Annotated in this window: 14 protein-coding genes; 7 read left to right on the top strand and 7 right to left on the bottom strand. The window is 70.0% G+C overall.

The genetic code is table 11. The features are described 5' to 3' along the window. The first annotated feature begins 351 nt into the window (after positions 1 to 351). Complete coding sequence (locus tag VF557_13815) at positions 352 to 780, top strand: CBS domain-containing protein (protein ID HEX8081282.1); 429 nt, start codon at positions 352 to 354, stop codon at positions 778 to 780. Here the strand turns inward: VF557_13815 and VF557_13810 are convergent. Together VF557_13810 and VF557_13805 are read right to left on the bottom strand one after the other, a co-directional pair. Continuing rightward, the gene (locus VF557_13810) at positions 762 to 2,837 is read right to left on the bottom strand and encodes an AAA family ATPase (protein ID HEX8081281.1); all 2,076 of its coding nucleotides are present in this window, start codon (positions 2,835 to 2,837) and stop codon (positions 762 to 764) included. The two genes, VF557_13815 and VF557_13810, sit on opposite strands and share 19 nt — an antisense overlap. Before the next feature lie 192 nt (positions 2,838 to 3,029). Then, on the bottom strand, positions 3,030 to 8,555 hold the full coding sequence (locus VF557_13805; GenBank protein HEX8081280.1) for a putative Ig domain-containing protein: 5,526 nt from the start codon (positions 8,553 to 8,555) through the stop codon (positions 3,030 to 3,032). A gap of 373 nt (positions 8,556 to 8,928) precedes the next feature. On the opposite strand from VF557_13805, the gene VF557_13800 reads away from it, so the two are divergent. The 5 genes from VF557_13800 to VF557_13780 are packed head-to-tail and all read left to right on the top strand — an operon-like array spanning position 8,929 to position 11,412. After that, positions 8,929 to 9,459: an N-acetyltransferase gene (locus VF557_13800; GenBank protein ID HEX8081279.1), complete on the top strand. Its 531-nt coding sequence runs from the start codon at positions 8,929 to 8,931 to the stop codon at positions 9,457 to 9,459. Then, complete coding sequence (locus VF557_13795; protein ID HEX8081278.1) at positions 9,456 to 9,821, top strand: hypothetical protein; 366 nt, start codon at positions 9,456 to 9,458, stop codon at positions 9,819 to 9,821. The genes VF557_13800 and VF557_13795 overlap by 4 nt, the downstream gene beginning before the upstream one ends. Positions 9,822 to 9,830: 9 nt before the next feature. Then, the gene (locus VF557_13790; protein ID HEX8081277.1) at positions 9,831 to 10,331 is read left to right on the top strand and encodes a tail fiber protein; all 501 of its coding nucleotides are present in this window, start codon (positions 9,831 to 9,833) and stop codon (positions 10,329 to 10,331) included. 22 nt (positions 10,332 to 10,353) lie between these two features. Further along, positions 10,354 to 10,863, top strand: a complete 510-nt coding sequence (locus VF557_13785; protein ID HEX8081276.1) for a tail fiber protein — start codon at positions 10,354 to 10,356, stop codon at positions 10,861 to 10,863. A 15-nt stretch (positions 10,864 to 10,878) separates the two neighbouring features. Beyond that, on the top strand, positions 10,879 to 11,412 hold the full coding sequence (locus VF557_13780; GenBank protein ID HEX8081275.1) for a tail fiber protein: 534 nt from the start codon (positions 10,879 to 10,881) through the stop codon (positions 11,410 to 11,412). A gap of 79 nt (positions 11,413 to 11,491) precedes the next feature. On the opposite strand, the gene VF557_13775 is transcribed toward VF557_13780, so the two are convergent. From VF557_13775 to VF557_13760, 4 genes are all read right to left on the bottom strand, one after another. Further along, positions 11,492 to 13,315 (bottom strand): phosphoenolpyruvate carboxykinase (GTP), encoded by a 1,824-nt coding sequence (locus VF557_13775; GenBank protein ID HEX8081274.1) that lies wholly within the window; start codon positions 13,313 to 13,315, stop codon positions 11,492 to 11,494. Positions 13,316 to 13,560: 245 nt separating this feature from the next. Then, positions 13,561 to 14,973 carry a metallopeptidase TldD-related protein gene (locus tag VF557_13770; protein ID HEX8081273.1) on the bottom strand — a complete coding sequence of 471 codons (1,413 nt, stop codon included), beginning with the start codon at positions 14,971 to 14,973 and terminating at the stop codon, positions 13,561 to 13,563. Then, on the bottom strand, positions 14,973 to 16,478 hold the full coding sequence (locus VF557_13765) for a TldD/PmbA family protein (GenBank protein ID HEX8081272.1): 1,506 nt from the start codon (positions 16,476 to 16,478) through the stop codon (positions 14,973 to 14,975). Before VF557_13765 ends, VF557_13770 begins: the two co-directional genes overlap by 1 nt. 25 nt (positions 16,479 to 16,503) lie before the next feature. After that, positions 16,504 to 16,869, bottom strand: a complete 366-nt coding sequence (locus tag VF557_13760) for a nuclear transport factor 2 family protein (GenBank protein ID HEX8081271.1) — start codon at positions 16,867 to 16,869, stop codon at positions 16,504 to 16,506. 124 nt (positions 16,870 to 16,993) lie between these two features. Here VF557_13760 and VF557_13755 point away from each other — a divergent pair, with 124 nt between their 5' ends. After that, entirely contained in the window at positions 16,994 to 17,842 is an 849-nt protein-coding gene (locus VF557_13755; GenBank protein ID HEX8081270.1) for an alpha/beta fold hydrolase, read from the top strand. A gap of 92 nt (positions 17,843 to 17,934) precedes the next feature. Here VF557_13755 and VF557_13750 read toward each other — a convergent pair whose 3' ends face one another. Further along, complete coding sequence (locus tag VF557_13750; GenBank protein HEX8081269.1) at positions 17,935 to 18,879, bottom strand: aminoglycoside phosphotransferase family protein; 945 nt, start codon at positions 18,877 to 18,879, stop codon at positions 17,935 to 17,937. Between the last annotated feature and the right edge of the window lie 66 nt (positions 18,880 to 18,945).

The raw sequence follows: 18,945 nt of genomic DNA, 5'->3' as shown, positions 1-18,945 counted from the left end.
TCTCCTCGCGTCTCGAGCACCGGCCACGGGATCACCGGGGGTGCCGTCTGCTTGCTTGGTCCAGCTGGGGTGCCGGCCAGACCAACGATGTGTAATTGCTGGCGAGTCTGGCCCCGGGCAAGCTCAGCGGTGGCGAGCACCCCGTGGCGACTGCGTGTGCCCCTCATAGTCGCATGAACTGCCCGGCCCCTGTGGGCAACTGGGACTACTCAGCGGTAACCCATGGGGCAAGCACTCATCGGTACGGGTCCGCGCCAGCGGGCAGAGTAGGGCCAGCAGAAACCTTTCAAGGCTGCCGGTACTCCACTAGCGTCTGTGCCGGGGCCAGCCAGCGACCAACCAGGAGGCCAGATGCTCATCGCGGATATCTTGCGGCGCAAGGGTTCGAACGTCGTCACCATCTCCTCCAACGCGACCGTGTCAGAACTGGTGGCCAGCCTGACCGAGCACAAGATCGGCGCGCTGATCGTGGTCGAGGACGGCCAGCCGGTCGGCATCGCCTCCGAGCGCGACGTGGTGCGCCGGCTGCACCGGACCGGACCCCAGGTGCTGGAGCTGCCGGTCTCGGAGCTGATGAGTGCCCCGCTGGTCAGCTGCGGCCCCCAGGAGAAGCTGGACGACGTCGCCGCGGCGATGACCGATCGGCGGATCCGGCACATGCCGGTGCTGGCCGAGGACGAGCTGGCCGGCATCGTCACCATCGGGGACGTGGTGGCGGCCAGGATCGCCGAACTGGAGCAGACCCGCGGCCAGCTCGAGAGCTACATCACCCGGGGCTGACCGGCCAGTTCGGCCGGCAAAGGCTCGGTGTGCACCACGGCCAGCCGGGACACCGCCCTGGTCCAGCAGACATAGAGCCGGCGCAGCCCGGCCAGCCGGCTCGGCTCGGCGGCCACGATCTCGGCCGGCTCCAGCAGCACCACCGAGTCGAACTCCAGGCCCTTGGCCGCCGTCGCCGGCACCACCGTGACCCGGCCGGCAGCCTCGGATTCCAACCCGGCGGCGGTGATCCCGGCCGCGGCCAGCTCGCTCAGCACCCCGGGCACCCGGGCGTCGGGCACGATCACCGCGATCGACCCCTCGGCGGCCAGGCAACGCCGCACCGCACCGGTCAGGTCCGCGGTGTAGCTCAACGCCTGCTCGCCGGTCCGCACCGAGGACGCGGGCGGAACGTCGGCCGCGATGTGCGGCAACAACCGGTTGGCGACTTCGAGCACCTCGGCCGGCACCCGGTAGCCGATCGTCAGCGGCCTGATCTGGGCCCCCGGGTGGCCGAGGTGGGCCAGCGCCAGCGGCCAGGAGCCGGCCGCCCAGGGCGTGGTGGTCTGGGCCTGGTCACCCAGCACGGTCAGCGAGCCGAGCGGGCACCGGCGAGCCACCGCGCGGCACTGCATCGGCGACAGGTCCTGGGCCTCGTCGACCACGACATGGACGAAGCCGTCGACGCCGGTGATCAGCCCGGCCAGCTCGTCGAGCAGCACCAGGTCCGCCGGTGAGAACCTCGCGTACCTGGTCGCCCTGGCCTGCTTCGCGCCCGGCCTGGCGGGCTGCGGAACTGCCTGCCCAGCGGAGCCCGGTTGCCGCGTCCAGCTGAGCAGGTCGAGCTCCTCGGCGCTCAGCCGGTCACCGGCGCAGCGGCGAGCGAACTCCGGCTCGGTGTAGAGCCTGACCAGCACGGCGCGCGGGTCCAGCGCCGGCCAGACCGCGTCCAGGAACTCGCGTACCTGAGGGCTGCGGGCCACCTTGGCGGTCTCGGCGTCCGACGGGGCGCCGCCGGCGTCCTCGCGCTGGCGCCGGACGTCCTGGGCCAGCAGTTGCCGCAGCCGCTCGCGGGCGCTGTCCCAGCGCAGCTCGCCGGCGGCCATGCTGCGGCGGGCGTCATCGACATAGCGGCGCAACCGCTCCACCGGAATCCGGTACCGGCGGGTGCCGACGATCGGCACCAGGTCCTCGGTCGGCTTGGCGATGAAGCTGAACACCGCCCGCCGCAGCAGCTCGGCCATCCGGGCGTCGCCCTTGAGGATCGCCACCAGCACCGGGTCAGCGGCGGCGGCCGGCAGGCTCGACACCAGCTGGTCGACGGTGCTCTGCTGGATGCCGTTCTCGCCCAGGGCCGGCAGCACCTGGGCGATGTAGCGCAGGAACGCCGAGTTCGGCCCGACCACCAGCACCCCGGACCGGCGCAGCCGCTCGGGATAGCTGTAGAGCAGGTAGGCCGCCCGGTGCAGCCCGACCGCGGTCTTGCCGGTGCCGGGCGCGCCCTGGATGCACAGCGAGGTGTCCAGGTCAGCCCGCACCAGCTCGTCCTGGTCGGGCTGGATGGTGGCCACGATGTCGCGCATCGGGCCGACCCGGGGCCGCTCGATCTCATCGCGCAGCAGGTCCGAGGCCAGCCCCAGCTCCTCGCCGGCGTCCAGGTGCTCGTCCTCGAACGAAGTCAACCGGCCGTCGGCGAAGCCGAACCGCCGCCGCAACCGGACACCCTGCCGGTCAGCGGTGCTGGCCCGGTAGAACGGCCGGGCGATCGGGGCCCGCCAGTCGATCACCATCGGGTCGCCGGAGCTGTCGCGGATGTGCCGGCGCCCGATGTGGAACACCTCGCCGGCCGGATGCTGGCTGTCGGGGTCGCGGTCGGTGCGTCCGAAGAACGGCGGCGCCGAGCCGTCGACCGACAGCTGGTCGAGCCGGTCAGCGCGCAGCCGGCCCAGGCTCTCGCTGGCCAGGGCGTCCACGCCGTAGTCGGCGATCCTCATCGCGGCCTCGCGCATCTGCTCCAGGCAGGCCAGCGACTCGTGCAGGTGTCTTCGTTCGGCAAGCAGCAGCGGATCGTCACTCACGATTGGTCAACGCTAGACCTGTGCGCAACCGGTTTTCCGCCGGATGCCTGCCGACTTCCACCCGAACGACTTTCCACCTGAACGACTTCCACCCGAAACGGCATCCACCCGAAACGGCATCGACCCGGCCCGTGGATCACGGGCCGGGTCGATCACCGGCTCAATCAGACAGGTTCAACCCTGCCTTGGGGTCTAGCTCTCGCTGCGGCGACGGCGGCTCCACAGCATCAGAGCCAGCCCGGTCAGGGCCAGCGCTCCGGCTGAGGCAGCCGAGGCGCGCTGGTTGGTGGCGAGGCCGGTGTAGGCCAGCCCGCCGCCACCGGTGCTCGTCCCCCCGCCACCGGTGCTCGCACCGGCGATCGGAGTGGTCGTTCCCGTGCCGCTGCTCAGCGGCGGGTTGACCACCGTCTCGGCGCTGAGGTAGCGCGCCTTGCCGTCCGACCCGATGCCAGCCGACATCAGCGTCTTGGAGCCGGTGTTGTTGGCCACCGTGATCGGAATGCTGAACTTGCCGGCGGCGTCAGCGTATCCACGGGCGAGCACCGTCAGCTTCGTCGTCTTGCCGCTGCTGCTGTAGTACCAGCCGAGCTCGATCGGCGCCCCCGGCTTGTAGCCGGTGCCGGTGACCGTGATCACCTGGTTGACGAAGACCTTCGACGGCACACCACCCAACTTGCCGGCCGCCTTCGGCTTGGAGGCCGGCAGGGCCACCGCGGGCACCGCCGACACCTTCAGCGTGAAGTTCTGGCTCGCATTGGGTGTGATGCCGTTGCTGGCGGTGATCACGATCGGGTAGTTGGTGCTGACCGACACCGTCGGGGTTCCGGCGATGGTGGCGGTGCCGTTGCCGTTGTCGGTGAACGTCACCCCGGCCGGCAGCGCGCCGGTGTGGGTGATGGTGGTCGCTGCCGGCACCCCGGCAGTGGTGGTGACGGTGAACGACCCGGCCAGCCCCGTGGTGAAGGTGGTGGTGTTGGCGCTGGTGATGGCCGGCGGCTTGGTGACGGTGAGCGTGAAGCTCTGCGTCGCGTTGGCCGTGGCCCCGTTGCTGGCGGTGATGGTGATCGTGAACACGCCGGCGACGGTCGCGGTGCCGGCGATGGTGGCCGTGCCGTCACCGTTGTCGGTGAAGCTCACCCCGGCCGGCAGCGAACCGGTCTTGGTGATGGTGGTGGCCGTCGGGAAGCCGGCCGTGGTGGTCACCGTGAAGGTTCCGGCGGTGCCCATCCGGAAGGTGGCGTTGTCAGCGCTGGTGATCACCGGCGAGGCATTGGCCGGGTTCACCGTGAGCGTGAACGCCTGCTGGGTCGAGCCGGCGGAGTTGCCGGCCGTGAAGGTCAGCGGGTAGCTGCCGGTGGTGCCGGCCGCCGGCGTGCCGGCCAGGGTGGCCGTGCCGTCGCCGTTGTCGGTGAAGCTCACCCCGGCCGGCAGTGCCCCGGTCTGGGACAGCGAGGTCGCCGCCGGGTAGCCGGCCGTGGTGGTCACGGTGAAGCTGCCCGCCGAGCCGATCGCGAACGTCGCCGCGTTGCCGCTGGTGATGACCGGCAGCTTGGTGACCGTCAGCGTGAACGCCTGGGTGGCGTCGGTGCTGGCCCCGTTGCTGGCCGTGATGGTCAGCGCGAAGGAGCCGGCCGCCGTCGGGGTGCCGGCCAGGGTGGCGGTGCCGTTGCCGTTGTCGGTGAACGTCACGCCGCCCGGCAGCGTTCCGGTCCGCGACAGGGTGGTGGCCGTCGGGTAACCGGCCGTGGTGGTCACCGTGAAGGTGCCCGCCGTGCCGAACTCGAACGTCACGTGGTCATCGCTGGTGATCACCGGCGAGGCGTTGGGCGGCACCACCGTGAGGGTGAACGACTGCTGGTCCGCGCCCGCCGCGTTGGTGGCGCTGATGGTCAGCGGGTAGCTGCCGGTGGTGCCGGCCGCCGGCGTGCCGGCCAGGGTGGCGGTGCCGTCGCCGTTGTCGGTGAAGCTCACCCCGGACGGCAGGGTCCCGGTCCGCGACAGCGTGGTCGCCGTCGGGTAGCCGGCCGTGGTGGTCACGGTGAAGCTGCCCGCCGAGCCGATGGTGAACGTCGCGTGGTCAGCGCTGGTGATGCTGGCCAGCTCGTGGACGGTCAGGGTGAAGGACTGGGTGGAGAACCCGGTGGCGTTGGTGGCCCGCAGCGTCAGGTTGTAGACGCCGCCGGCGCCAGCCGCCGGCGTGCCGGCCAGGGTGGCGGTGCCGTCACCGTTGTCGGTGAAGCTCACCCCGGACGGCAGGGTTCCGGTGCTGGTCACCGTGTCGGCCGCCGGGCTGGTGGTCACGGTGAAGCTGCCCGCCGTGCCCACCTCGAAGGTGGTGTGGTCAGCGCTGGTGATGCTCGGCGCCTGGTTGACCGTCAGCGTGAACGACTGGGTGTCATTCGGGGCCACGCCGTTGCTGGCGGTGATGGTGATCGGGAACGTCCCGGCCGCGGTCGGCGTCCCGCCGATGGTGGCGGTGCCGTCGCCGTTGTCGGTGAACGTCACGCCGGCCGGCAACGTCCCGGTGCGCGTGATGGTGGTGGTGGCCGGAACACCGGGAGCCGTGGTCACCGTGAACGAGCCGGCCACGCCCAGGCTGAAGCTGTCGTGATCGGCGCTGGTGATGGTCGGCGGCTGGTTGACCGTCAGCGTGAAGTTCTGGGTGGTGTCAGGAGTGACACCGTCGCTGGCGGTGATGGTGATCGGGTACGTGCCGCCGGTGTTGGCGGCCGGCGTGCCCGCGATGGAAGCCCCGGTGCCCGACGGGGTGAAGCTCACGCCGCTGGGCAGGGTGCCGGTGTAGGACACCGTGGTGCCCGCCGCGCCCGAGGTGGTCACCGAGAACGACCCGGCCGTGCCCACCGTGAAGGTGGCGTGGTCGGCGCTGGTGATCACCGGGGACTCCACGACCGTCAGCGTGAAGCTCTGGGTCGCCGCCGGGCTGGCCCCGTTGGTGGCGGTGATGGTGATCGGGTACGTCCCCGCGGTGCCGGCGGCCGGCGTGCCCGCGATGGTCGCGCCACCACTGCCGTTGTCGGTGAACGTAACGCCGGCCGGCAACGCGCCGGTCTTGCTCAGCGTGGTGGCCACCGGGAAGCCGGCAGCCGTGGTCACCAGGAAGTTGCCGGCCGCGCCGGCCTGGAAGGTGGCGTTGTCAGCGCTGGTGATGGTCGGCGACTCGTTGACCGTCAGCGTGAACGCCTGGCTGTCCGACGGGCTGGTGCCGTTGTCGGCGTTGATGGTGAAGCTGTACGTCCCGCCGCTGCCGGCCGGCGGGGTGCCGGCCAGGGTGGCGGTGCCGTCGCCGTTGTCGGTGAAGCTCAGCCACGCCGGCAGGGTGCCGGTGGTGGTCAGCGTCGGGTTCGGGAACCCGCTGGTGGTCACGGTGAAGGAGCCGGCCGTGCCCACGCTGAACGCGGTGCTGTTGGCGCTGCTGATCGTCGGCGCGCTGCTCACCGTGAGAGTGGCCGCGGTGCTGGTGGCCGAGCTGACCACGTTGGTGAACACCGCGCGGTACTGGTTGCCGTTGTCACCGGCCGCCACCGTGAAGGTGTAGCTCGGGCTGGTCGCGCCGATGATGTTGGCGAAGCTGCCGCCACCCACCGAACGCTGCCACTGCACGGTCGGGGTCGGGAAGCCCGAGGCCGCCGCGGTGAACGTCACCGACGCCCCCGGGTTGACCGACTGGCTCGACGGGTTGGTGGTGATGGCCGGCGCCTGGTTGACGTTGACGGTCAGGGTCTGGGTGCCGTTCGGGTTCACCCCGTTGGCCGCGGTCAGGTTGAGCGAATACGCCCCGCCCGAACCGGCCGCCGGCGTCCCGCTCAGGGTCGCGGTGCCGTTGCCGTTGTCGACGAAGCTGAGCCCGCTGGGCAGCGTGCCGGTCCGGCTGATGCTCGGCGTCGGGAAGCCGCTGGTGGTCACCGTGAACGAGCCGGCCGTGCCCACCGTGAAAGTGGTGCTGGTCGCGCTGGTGAAGGCCGGCGACGCGTTGACCGTGACGGTCAGGGTCTGGGTGGCGTTCGGGTTGACCCCGTTGGACGCGGTCAGGCTGAGCGGGTAGCTGCCACCGGTGGTCGGCGTGCCGGACAGGGTCGCGGTGCCGTTGCCGTTGTCGACGAAGGTCATGCCCGGCGGCACCGTGCCGGTCCGGCCGATCGCCGGCGCCGGGTAGCCACTGGTGGTCACCGTGAACGAGCCGGCCGTGCCGCGGGTGAAGGTCACGGCGTTCGTGCTGGTGATGGCCGGCGCGCGGTTGACCGTGACGGTGGAGGTGGCGCTGCCGTTGTCGAGGGTGGCGATCACACTGCCGGGACCGCTGGTGGCCTGGGAGTTGTAGGTGGTGCTGGCCGAGCCGGAACTGAGGTTCGTGCTCGCGGCCGCGACCGTGGCGCCACTGGGCAGCGGGTTGCTCCAGCTCACCGGCAGGCCGGCGAAGGCGTCCAGCGACGCGGCGCCGATGGCCGAGCCGAGGGAGTTCGTGGTGAGCGCGGCGGTGATGGTCGAGGTGGCGTTCGGGCCCACCACGGTGGCCGGGCTCGCGGTGGCGGTCAACACCAGCCGCGGCGAGACGGTCGCGGTGCCTGCCACGGTGTCACAGCCGGCGGTGCCCGGGCCGGTGTTGCAACCCCACCAGTTGTTGGCGGCGTTCGCGGAACCGCCGCTGACGTACAACGCCTGGCCGTTGGCGCCGACGTTGCCGGTGAACCGGTTGTACTGCAGGGTCGCCGTTGCGCCGGAGACCGCGACAGCGCCGCCGGACGGGGTGAGCCCGCCGGACACGGAGTTGCCCGTGAAGGTCGACTCGGTCACGTTCAGGACGCCGGACGGAGCCCAGATCGCCCCGCCCACCGGGGTGCCGGTGGCGGAGCCGGTCACGGTGTTGCTGATGAACCGGGAGTTGCTGACGTTGAAGTTGGCCGGCGAGGCCCGCTGGATCTCGACCGAGAGCGCGCCGCCGACCCTGACGCTCGAGGTGCTGACGTTGTTGCCGCTGAACGTCGTGCCGCTGATCGTGAGCCCCTCGCCGCTCGCCGTCCCCTCGGCGCGGTACCACACCCCGGAGCCCTGGGCGCCGTTCGTGGTGTTGTTGCTGATGGTCGAGTTCGTGATCGTCAGGTTGCCGCCGGCGAACTGCACGCCGCCGCCGGTGTTGCTCCCGCCGCTGGCGTGGTTGTTGCTGATCGTCGAGTTGCTGATGGTGAGGGTGTCGCCGGTGGGCATGCCCGTCGCGCCGGCGATGATGCCGGCGCCGCCGAAGACGCTGTCGGCGCCGTCGGTGATGGTGACACCGGAGATGCTGGTGGTGACACCGCCGACCAGGTTCGGGTCGAGGTTGAACACCCGGCTCAGGCCGTTGGCGTCGATGATCGTGCTGGCCTGCCCGGCGCCGTTGAGGGTGATGTTGCTACCCGACACCTTGCCCATCTGAAGCTCGCCGTTGGCCAGTGCGTACGTGCCCGCCGCCACGGTGATCGTGGAGGAGGTGGCTCCGGCGTTGTTGGCCGCGCAGACCGCTTCGCGCAGGCTTCCGCTCGACGTGGTCTGGGCCGGATTGCCGCAGGCCCCGAAGTTGGTCGCCACGTCTGCTGTCGAGGTCACGGTCAGGTTGGCCGCGGAGGCCGTTGGCATGAACACCGCCTGACCGGCCACTGCCAGGCCCAGCGCCAGGGCGGCGCGGGCGAGCAGACGGGGAAGCGATGACGAGCGAATGCGCATGGGTGTATGTCCTTCGATTCCCCGTAGCGAGTGTTACCTCGCTGTAAATAAGAAAGTGGAGGTGGTCGACCACGCTCGGTAACGCATGCGTCAGCAAAAGTCAACGGGCGTCCGAACTGTATCCAGTTGGAACGGAATAAGAAAGCCGGTGGGCTACAGAACTTTAACGCCAGAGCCTAGCATTCCCTGGCAAAACCCGACATAAAAATCCCCATCTGCCAGTGATCTTTGTGTTATAAAGCCTCTTGCACTGCTAAGAATTAGCTGGCCAGACCCCCCGTGTGGCCGAAAATTCAGCCGATTTTGAGCTGAGGAGGCGCTGAATGGCCGTCAGTAATTTCACGTTGAGCGCCGCTGACGATGAGGCGACTTTGTGACCGATCCCACCTTCACACTGCGGCCGGCCGGGGGCTCCGACGAGGCCCTGCTGCTGCGAATCTTCGCCGAGGCGCACTGCGCCGGCTTCGAACAGCTGGGTCTGGAGCCCGGCGCTCTCGCCAGCCTGATCCGGATGCAGTTCCATGCCAGGCAGGCCCAGTACCGGATGTATCCCGGCGGCGCTGAGTACCTGATCTGGCGCGACGAGGTCGTGCTCGGCAACTGCTGGCTCAGTGACACCCCCGAGCAGCTTCGAGTGCTGGACATCGCCGTGCTGGCCGAGCACCGGCGCCAGGGCGTGGCCCGAGCGGTGCTCGGCGAGGTCTGCGCCCGGGCCGCGGCTGCCGGCAAGCCCGTCCGGCTCTCGGTCTGGCACCAGAACACCGCCGCCCTCGAGCTGTACCGCGCCTTCGGCTTCGTACCCGAACCGACAGTCCTGGCCAGCGAGCCCGGCGACCTCGGCAACGGCTACCTCGAACTGCGGTACTGTCCCGAGGCCGCCGTGCGGCAAGCCGGCGCGCGATGAGCGCGCGATCCCTGGGCTTCGAGGACTTCGAGCCTCGGGTGGGCCAGTCCTTCACGATGCGCTACGCCGATCCTGCCGCTGCCGATCCTGCCGACGCCGGTCCTGCCGATCCTGGCGAAGCCGGTGAAGCCGCGGGGGTCTGCGAGGCCGTGCTGACCGAGTGCGCCCGCAGCTCGGTCCCGGGCGCGTCGCGATCGTTCAACCTGCTGTTCCGGGCCGGCCCGGACGCGCCCCGCGAGCAGGGCACCTACCTGCTGAGCAGGCAGGACTTCGAGCCGGCGCCGATCTTCCTGGTCCCCGTACGCACCACACCGGACGGCGCGGAGTTCCACGCCGTCTTCAACCCCATCGACGGAGGATGAGAATGTGCCATGAGTGATCCCTACATCGGCGAGATCCGAATGTTCGGGGGCAACTTCGCCCCGGTGGGCTGGTTACTGTGCCAGGGCCAGAGCCTGCCCATCTCGCAGTTCGACGCGCTGTACAACCTGATCGGCACCATCTACGGCGGCGACGGCCAGACGAACTTCGCGCTGCCCAACCTGCAGTCCCGAATGCCGATGCACGTGGGCCCCAGCTTCGTACTGGGCCAGACGGGCGGCGCCGAGACGGTGACCCTGACCACCAACCAGTTGCCGGCCCACACGCACGCGCCGGTGGCCAACACGGCCGCGACCACGACGTCACCGAACGGCCAGTTCTGGGCAAGTTACGCCAACACCATGTACAGCACCCAGACACCGCCGCCGGACCCGATGGCTGCGAATGCGCTGACGCCCGCGGGCGGGAACCAGCCGCACAACAACATGTCTCCGTACCAGGTGATCAATTTCATCATCGCGTACGAGGGCATCTACCCGCCCCAGAGCTGACGTCGAGACGGAGTGAACCGCTATGAGTGACCCATACATCGCTGAGATCAAGATCGTCTCCTTCACCTATCCGCCCAGGGGCTGGGCATTCTGCAACGGCCAGTTGCTGCCCATCAACCAGAACCAGGCGCTGTTCTCCATCCTGGGCACCATGTACGGCGGCAACGGAGTCACCAACTTCGCGCTGCCCAACCTGCAGGCCCGGGTGCCGGTCCATCAGGGCATCAACCAGGGCAGCTACAACGTCGGCCAGGCCGCCGGCGAGTTCGCGCACACCCTGACCGTCAACGAGATGCCGGCCCACGTGCACCCGCCGGGGGGCCAGACGGCGGCGTCCGCTCCGGGCATCAGCCCCCGCGGCGGTATCTGGGCGACCGCTCCGACGGATGCCTTCGCGTCCGCTCCCAACACGCCGATGAATCCCCTGGCGGTATCGAAAGTCGGTGGCAGCCAGCCGCACGAGAACACGCCGCCGTACCTGGTACTGAACTTTGTCATTGCCCTCGTGGGCATCTTCCCCAGCCGAAACTAGCGACGGAGCCACATCGTGACTGATCCTTTCCTCGCCGAAATCAGGATCTTCGGCGGCAACTTCGCACCCAGGGGCTGGGCGCTGTGCAACGGCCAGCTGATGTCGATCTCGCAGAACACCGCGCTGTTCGCGCTGCTGGGCGTCACCTACGGCGGTGACGGCCGGGTCACCTTCGGCCTGCCCAACCTGCAGGGCGCCTCTCCGATGCAGCAGGGCCAGGGGGCAGGCCTGTCGCCGCGCTCCCTCGGCGAGATCGGCGGCACTCCGGCCGTCACCCTGATCAACGCCGAGATGGCGATGCACACCCACACCGCCCTGTCCTTCGACGGCGCCGGCGACGACACCAAGCCGACCAACAACACCTGGGCACAGGCCCGCACCGGCCGCTCAGGTGACGCGCTCTACTCGACCGGACCGGCCCCCAACCTGCTGATGAACGGACAGGCAGTGCTGCCGACCGGCGGCAACCAGCCGCACAACAACATGCCGCCCTACCTGACCGTCACCTTCATCATCGCGCTGGAGGGGATCTTCCCGCAGCGCCCGTAGCGCAGCCGGACAACAGAACGCCCGGGGAGCCAGCCGACTCCTCGGGCGTTCGTCGTGCTCGCGATGCTCGGCCAGCGGCTCAGCCCAGCCGGAGCTTGAGCGAGGCCAGCTCGTCGCGCAGCGAGGACGGCACCTTGTCCCCGATCTTGTCGAACCACTCCTCGATGGCCGGGATCTCCGAGCGCCACTGCTCGGCGTCGACGGCCAGCGCCTGGCTCAACTGCTCCTCGGTCAGCTCCAGGCCGTCCACATCCAGGGCGTCCGGGGTCGGGACCCGGCCGATCGGGGTGTCCAGGGCGGCAGCCCGGCCCTCGATCCGCTCGATCGCCCACTTCAGCACCCGGATGTTCTCGCCGAACCCGGGCCACAGGAACCCGCCGTCGGCGTCCCGGCGGAACCAGTTGACGTAGAAGATCTTGGGCAGCTTGACGGCGTCGGCGCTCTTGCCGACCTCGATCCAGTGCGCGAAGTAGTCCCCGGCGTGATAGCCGATGAAGGGCAGCATGGCCATCGGGTCCCGGCGCACCACGCCCACCTTGCCGGCGGCGGCCGCGGTGGTCTCCGAGGACAGGGTGGCGCCCATGAACACGCCGTGCTGCCAGTCCCGCGCCTCAGTCACCAGCGGGATGGTGTCCTTGCGCCGGCCGCCGAAGAAGATCGCGTCCAGCGGGACGCCCCGCGGGTCGTCCCACTCGGGCGCCTTGGTCTCGCACTGCTCGATCGGCGTGCAGTACCGGGAGTTGGGATGTGAGGCTGCCTCGGACGAGCCGGGCTCCCAGTCGCGGCCCTTCCAGTCGGTCAGGTGCGCCGGCGGCTCGCCCATGCCCTCCCACCAGATGTCGCCGTCATCGGTGAGCGCGACGTTGGTGAACAGCGAATTGCCCTTGGCGATCGTGCGCATCGCGTTGGGGTTGGTGTGCCAGTCGGTGCCCGGGGCCACCCCGAAGAAGCCGTTCTCGGGGTTGACGGCATACATCCGGCCGTCCTCGCCGAACCGGATCCAGGCGATGTCGTCGCCGATGGTCTCGACCTTCCAACCGGGCAGCGTCGGGTCGAGCATCGCCAGGTTGGTCTTGCCGCACGCCGACGGGAACGCCGCGGCCACGAAGTAGGACTTCTGCTGCGGGCTGGTCAGCTTCAGGATCAACATGTGCTCGGCCAGCCAGCCCTCGTTGCGCGCCTGCGCCGAGGCGATCCGCAGCGAGTGGCACTTCTTGCCGAGCAGGGCGTTGCCGCCGTAACCGGAGCCGTAGGACCAGATCAGCCGGTCCTCGGGGAAGTGCACGATGTACTTGGTGTCGTTGGACGGCCAGGCGACGTCTGCCTCACCCGGCGCCAGCGGCGCGCCGAGCGAGTGAAGGCCGGCCACGTAGGGCTGGTTCACGCCGTCCTTGACGAACAGCTCCAGGGCCTGGGAACCCATCCGGGTCATGATGTGCATCGAGACGACCACGTAGGCCGAGTCGGTGAGCTCGACGCCCAGCATCGGCTTGTCGGCCGTCAGCGGTCCCATGCAGTACGGGATGACGTACATGGTGCGGCCGCGCATCGAACCGCGGAACCGCTCGGTGAGCAGCGCCTTCATGTCGCCCGGGTCCATCCAGTTGTTGGTGGGACCGCAGTCGGCGGGGTTCTGCGAGCAGATGAAGGTCCGGTCCTCGACCCGGGCGACGTCGGTGGGGTCGGAGGCGGCGTAGAAGGAGTTGGGCTTCTTGGCGTCGTCGAGCCGGGTCAGGGTGCCGGCCGCGACGAGCTGCTCGGTGAGCCGGTTCCACTCCTCGGCCGATCCGTCACACCACACGATCTGATCCGGCTCGGTCAGCTCGGCGGTGTCGCGCACCCAGCGCAGCAGGCCGGGGTGGTCGGTGGGGGCGGTATCCAGGCGGAGAACGGTGCTCGTCATGATCAGGACTCCTTGTCAGTCGACGGTGACTGGCGGGGCGCCCCAGGACGGGCGACGGATTCGCGCCACAGTCCTACCGGGCAGTGATCAAAGAGTAACGAGCGGCAGCGCTTACAAGCCCGTTCGAAGGCTGCGGCCCCGGTCACAAGGGCGCAGAGACGAACTTATCGGGCGCAGAATTACCTATAAAGCAGGCATTACGCCAAGGGCTGTCCAACCCTGCATGGCCCAGCTCACACCGGCGGCTATGAGGCCTGGCTCACAGTGGAGAGGTAGAAGTCCGGCACCCGGACGGCCGGCATGGCGACCCGGGTGAAGTAATCGCTCCACTCCCGGGGCAACGTCCGCTCGGTCCGTCCCACTTCGGTGATCCGGCTCAGCAGGTCGACCGGAGACTCGTTGAACCGGAAGTTGTTGACCACGCCGCGCACCGTGCCGTCTTCGATCAGGTACACCCCGTCGCGGGTCAGGCCGGTCACCAGCAGGGTCTGCGGATCGACCGTCCGGATGTACCACAGGCAGGTCAGCAGCAGGCCGCGCCGGGTGCCGGCGATCAGCTCGTCCAGCGACTTCCCGCCGTCGCCGTCCGGGCCGGTCATGATCAGGTTGTCCACGAAAGGCACGTAGGGCTGGCCGGTGCGCTCGGCCCAGTTCCGGGTGCGCTGCAGGTTCGCCAGCACGCCGTCGTCGATCCAGCGGATGGCCGCCGCCGGCGCCCCGTTGTCGAAGACCGACTCCTCACCGCCCACGGTGGTCAGCTGGAACCCCGGCGCCTGCATGCCCGGCTCCGCCGGGTCCGAGCACAGGGTGATGCCGAGCGGGGCCAGCACCTGTCCGATCCGGGTCTTGCCGTCGCTGGCCGCGAAGACGCTGCGCCCCTCCTCGGCGTCGCGGGCGGTGGCGTGCCAGTACAGGTAGACCATCAGGTCGGCCATCGCCGAAGGCGGCAGCAACGTCTCGTACCGGCCGGCCGGCAGGTCGATCCGGGTCGCGGACCAGTCCAGTCGCTTGGCCAGGTCCGCGGTCATCGCCTCGACGTCGATGTCGCTCCAGTCGCGGGTCTGCGCGCCGGCCCAGGCCGTCCGGGTCAGGTCCCGGGACTTGGCGTTCATCTCCAGCCGTCCGCTGGGCTGGTCGTGCCGGCGGCGCAGGCCGGTGGAGGAGGCCAGGAAGTACGAGGCCATCAGGTGCTCGGCGTAGCCGTAGAGCAACTGGTCGGCCTGTTCGGCGGCCGCGAAGGCCCGGCCCAGGGCCGGTGCGAAATCGCTGAACACCTCGATGCCGGTGACCGCGGCCGGCGCGTCCCAGTCGTCGGAGTGGGAGTAGGGCTCGATCAGCGGCGCGACGTCATCAGCCGGCGAGGCGGCCCGGGCAGCCGCCTCGCTGGCCGCCACCAACGCGGCCAGCTCGTCGGCGCCGGTGATGGCGCGCGACACCACTCCGGCCGTGGTGCCCTGCTCGCCGTCGAAGATGGAGATCACGGTGAGCTTGCGGGAATGCATCTGGCCGTTGGTGGTGAGGCTGTTGCCCGCCCAGCGCAGGTTCGCGCCGGTCAGCTCCTCACCGATCACCAGGCAACCGGTCATGGTGGACAGCGCCAGGGCCTGTTCCACCAGCTGCTGGATGGCCATCGCGCCGGCTTCGGTGGTGCTGGTCATCATCGGCCACCTTCGCTGACGGTGTTGAGGACGTTGACGTTGCTGAACAGCGCTGACGGGCAGCCGTGCGACACCGCGGCCACCTGGCCGGGCTGGCCCTTGCCGCAGTTGAAGGCGCCGCCCAGCACGTAGGTCTGCGGCCCGCCGGTGGCCGCCATCGAACCCCAGAACTCCGGGGTGCTGGCCTGGTAGGCGACATCGCGCAGCTGGCCGGCCAGCCGGCCGTTGGAGATCTTGAAGAACCGCTGGCCGGTGAACTGGAAGTTGTAACGCTGCATGTCGATCGACCAGGACTTGTCGCCCACCACGTAGATGCCCCGCTCGACGCCGCCGATCAGGTCCTGGGTGGAGCCACCCTCCGGGCTCGGTTGCAGTGACACGTTGGCCATCCGCTGCAGGGGAATGTGACCCGAGGAGTCGGCGAAGGCGCAGCCGTTGGAGCGGCCCAGTCCCTTGGCCGCCGCCATCTGCCGGTTCAGCTGGTACCCGACCAGGACGCCGTCGGTGATGATGTCGAAGTCGCCGGTGGCCACCCCCTCGTCGTCGTAGCCGACGCTGGACAGGCCGTGGCGCACGGTGCGATCACCGGTCACGTTCATGATCGGGCTGCCGTACTGAAAGCTGCCGAGCTTGTCGAAGGTGGCGAACGAGGTTCCGGCATAGGCCGCCTCGTAGCCCAGCGCCCGGTCCAGCTCGGTGGCGTGGCCGATCGACTCGTGAATGGTGAGCCACAGATTGGACGGGTCGATGACCAGGTCGTAGCGGCCGGGCTGCACCGCGGGCGCCTTGACATGCTCGGCGAGCAGCTCGGGCAGTTCGGCCAGCTCGGCGTCGAAGTCCCACCCGGTTCCGGTCAGGTACTCCCAGCCGCGCCCGGCCGGCGGGGCCAGCGAGCGCATCGAGGAGAACCCGCCGTTGGCCCGGTCGACCTGCACGGCGGTGAACTCCGGATGCAGCCGCACCCGTTGCTGGGTGGTGAGCGTGCCGGCGGTGTCGGCGTAGAACTTGTTCTCCAGCACCTGGATCAGGTTGACGTCGACGTGGTCGACCCCGTCCGCGCTGCGCAGCCGCTCCGACAGCTCGGAGAGCCTGGCGAGCCGATCGGCCTGAGCCACCTCGAAGGGGTTGATGTCGTAGGCGGACACCCAGCTGGCATCGGGGTAAACCGGCTCGGCGGCCAGCTCCACCGGATCGGAGCTGAGCACCCGGCTCAGCTTGGCGGTGGCCACCGCCTGCTCGGCCAGCCGGGCGGCGGCCTCGGGCGTGCGGTCGATGCCGCTGGCGAAACCCCAGGCGCCCTCGTGCACGACCCGGACCGCCAGGCCGAGGTCCTCGTCGTCGGTGCTGGCGTCGAGCCGGCCGTCGCGCAGGGTCAGCGACGCGACCCGAATGCGTTCCAGCCGGAAGTCGGCATGCGAGGCGCCGAGCTCGCGGGCTCGGCTCAGCGCCGCGTCGGCGAGGCTGGCGGCTGGCAGGGCGAGGAACGCGGCGTCGATGCTGGCCATGGACCGATAGTAGAGCCGCCCGGATTCAGCCTTGCGGCTGCTGGTCCCAGAATCCGATCAGCTGGCGCAGGCGGCCGTCGGCGTCGAAGATCGCGACGTCGAGACCGGTGAGCAGCGGCGGGCCGCCGGCCGGGCCGAGCTGCCAGCGGAACCTGGCGACGTCGTGGTGCGGTTGGACCTCTCCGATCAGGCTGAAGGCGCTGTCGGGGACCTGCTGCTGGACTCCGGCGATCATCGCCCCGATCTGCTGCCTGCCCAGCGCCTCGGTCATCGAGTCGACATAGCGGCCGTCCTCGCGCCAGACCGCCGCGATCAGCTCGGCACGCCGGTGCGGGTCGGTCTCGTTCCAGCTGGCGATGTAGTCGGTGATCGTCCGGGAAAGATCGGGCACGGCCGCCTCCACGTTGGGTTCCTCCTGATTGTCACAGCAAGTACAGCCATTGCCGCCGCCGACCGAGCCAGCTACGGTAGCGTAAGTTACGCATCGGTAACATAGCGTGGATGGGAGCCGAAAGATGACCGCGGTGTTGCCCCGTACGGTCCGACTGCACGGCCACCCGCTCAGCTACGCCGACGTCGGCGCCGGGCCCGCGGTGCTGTTCGTCCACGGCCTGCTGGGCTCGCACCAGCACTGGACGCAGCTGATGCTGACCCTGGCAGCCGAGCGCCGGCTGATCGCACCGGACCTGTTCGGCCACGGCGCCTCGGCCAAGCCGGTCGGTGACTACTCCCTGGGCGCGCACGCCGCGACCCTGCGCGACCTGCTGGACCGGTTGGAGATCGGGGAGGTGACGCTGGTCGGGCATTCGCTCGGCGGCGGCATCGCCATGCAGTTCGGCTACCTGTTCCCCGAGCGGGTGCGGCGGCTGGTGCTGGTCAGCAGCGGCGGGCTCGGGCGCGAGTTGAGCCTGCTGCTGCGAGCGGCCGCGCTGCCCGGCGCCGAGCTGGTGCTGCCGGTGATCGCCTCGGGCTGGCTGCGCCGGCGGACCGCCACGGTCGCCGGCGGCCTGGGCCGGCTGGGCGTCAGGGCAAGCGCTGACGTGAGCGAGGCCTGGCGGGGGCTGGGCGACCTGAACGGGGCGGAGAGCCGGCGCGCCTTCCTGGCGACCGTCCGCTCGGTCATCGACCCGGGCGGGCAGACCGTGACGGCCTGGGATCACCTGCCGATGACCGGCGCGGTGCCGACGATGCTGGTCTGGGGCGCCAAGGACCGGATCATCCCGTCCTGGCATGCGGTCACCGCGCAGACCGGCTTCCCCGGCTGCCGGGTCGAGATCTTCGAACGGGCCGGGCACTTTCCGCACCTGGCCGAGCCCGAGCGGTTCGCCGGGCTGCTGCGCGAGTTCATCGCCGACAACGGCTGACCGGCCCGATCTCGACCGGAGAAGGACTCAGCACTCGAAGGAGGACTCCGCCGAAGAGGGGCTGAACTCAACCGAAGAGAGGCCGTCGCGGCTCAACCGAAGAAGGCCGTCGCGCGATCGAGCGCCGCGTGCGCGACCTGCGCCGCCCGGGCCCGCCAGGGGCCCGGACGGTGGGGACTCTCCGCGCCGAGGAAGTTGATGAGGAACAGCGCGGTGTAGAGGTCGATGAACCGCTGGTCCTCGGCGGCCAGGCCGGCGGCGCGGACGAGTTCGCTCACGTAGTGCCCGCCCCAGCGCGCGTGCTCGACCGTGACCACCGCGGCCGCCGTGAGACCGAGGTGGAAGCGAGGATCGCCCTGGCAGATCCAGTCGAAATCCACTACCCCCGAGAGCCGGCCACCGTCGATCAGCACGTTCTTCGTCGTCAGGTCATCGAGAAAGCACACCGGCCGCACCCGGGCCAGGCGTTCGGCTGCCGCGTCGATCAGCTGCCACAACCGCGGCGCGAGCGGAACGGTGTCGGGTGGCAGCGGGTCGGCGTAGCGGTGGCTGTTGGGATGGCGGACCATGTCCAGCCAGCTGCGCCGGCCCGGCTCACCGATCGCGACATAGCCGCAGTCGCCGTGCACCGGCAGGCCGGCCACCACGCCCTGGATGCCGATCACCTCCCGGGCCAGCACGCTGAGCTGGTCCCTGGTCATCACCGGCAGCACCTGGCGCAGGTCCCGTCCGGGCAACCTCGACATGACCAACACCTCGCGCGGCGGGTCGCCGTCCCACGATCCGGCGCCCAGCACCCGCGGCGCCGGCACCCCCAGCCCACCCAGCACCTCGAGGTTGCGCGCCATCGGGGCGACGGAGTGGCCGGGCTGGGAGAGCTTGGCCACGACTGCCCGACCGTCGTCCAGCGTTATCGCGAACGCGCGCCCGGTCGAGGCCTCGGGCTGCAGCGGACGCACGGCGGTGACCGCAACGCCGAGCAGCTCGGCCACGACCCTCTCGAGCCGCTCGGCAATGGTCGGTTCCGCCGCGGGCACAGCTGATGATGCCACGGGCGACCGGCTGCTCTGAGCCAGAAATCCGGCAGGCCGGATCGGAAGCAG

This window comes from Jatrophihabitans sp. (genome assembly GCA_036389035.1).
GTDB lineage: Bacteria > Actinomycetota > Actinomycetes > Mycobacteriales > Jatrophihabitantaceae > Jatrophihabitans_A.
This window is presented reverse-complemented; position numbering and strand designations above follow the sequence as displayed.

Coding starts and splice junctions, on each gene's coding strand:
- VF557_13815 (HEX8081282.1), top strand. CDS start 352: ATGCTCATCGCGGATATCTTGCGGCGCAAGGGTTCGAACGTCGTCACC.
- VF557_13805 (HEX8081280.1), bottom strand. CDS start 8,555: ATGCGCATTCGCTCGTCATCGCTTCCCCGTCTGCTCGCCCGCGCCGCC.
- VF557_13795 (HEX8081278.1), top strand. CDS start 9,456: ATGAGCGCGCGATCCCTGGGCTTCGAGGACTTCGAGCCTCGGGTGGGC.
- VF557_13790 (HEX8081277.1), top strand. CDS start 9,831: ATGAGTGATCCCTACATCGGCGAGATCCGAATGTTCGGGGGCAACTTC.
- VF557_13785 (HEX8081276.1), top strand. CDS start 10,354: ATGAGTGACCCATACATCGCTGAGATCAAGATCGTCTCCTTCACCTAT.
- VF557_13775 (HEX8081274.1), bottom strand. CDS start 13,315: ATGACGAGCACCGTTCTCCGCCTGGATACCGCCCCCACCGACCACCCC.
- VF557_13770 (HEX8081273.1), bottom strand. CDS start 14,973: ATGACCAGCACCACCGAAGCCGGCGCGATGGCCATCCAGCAGCTGGTG.
- VF557_13765 (HEX8081272.1), bottom strand. CDS start 16,478: ATGGCCAGCATCGACGCCGCGTTCCTCGCCCTGCCAGCCGCCAGCCTC.
- VF557_13755 (HEX8081270.1), top strand. CDS start 16,994: ATGACCGCGGTGTTGCCCCGTACGGTCCGACTGCACGGCCACCCGCTC.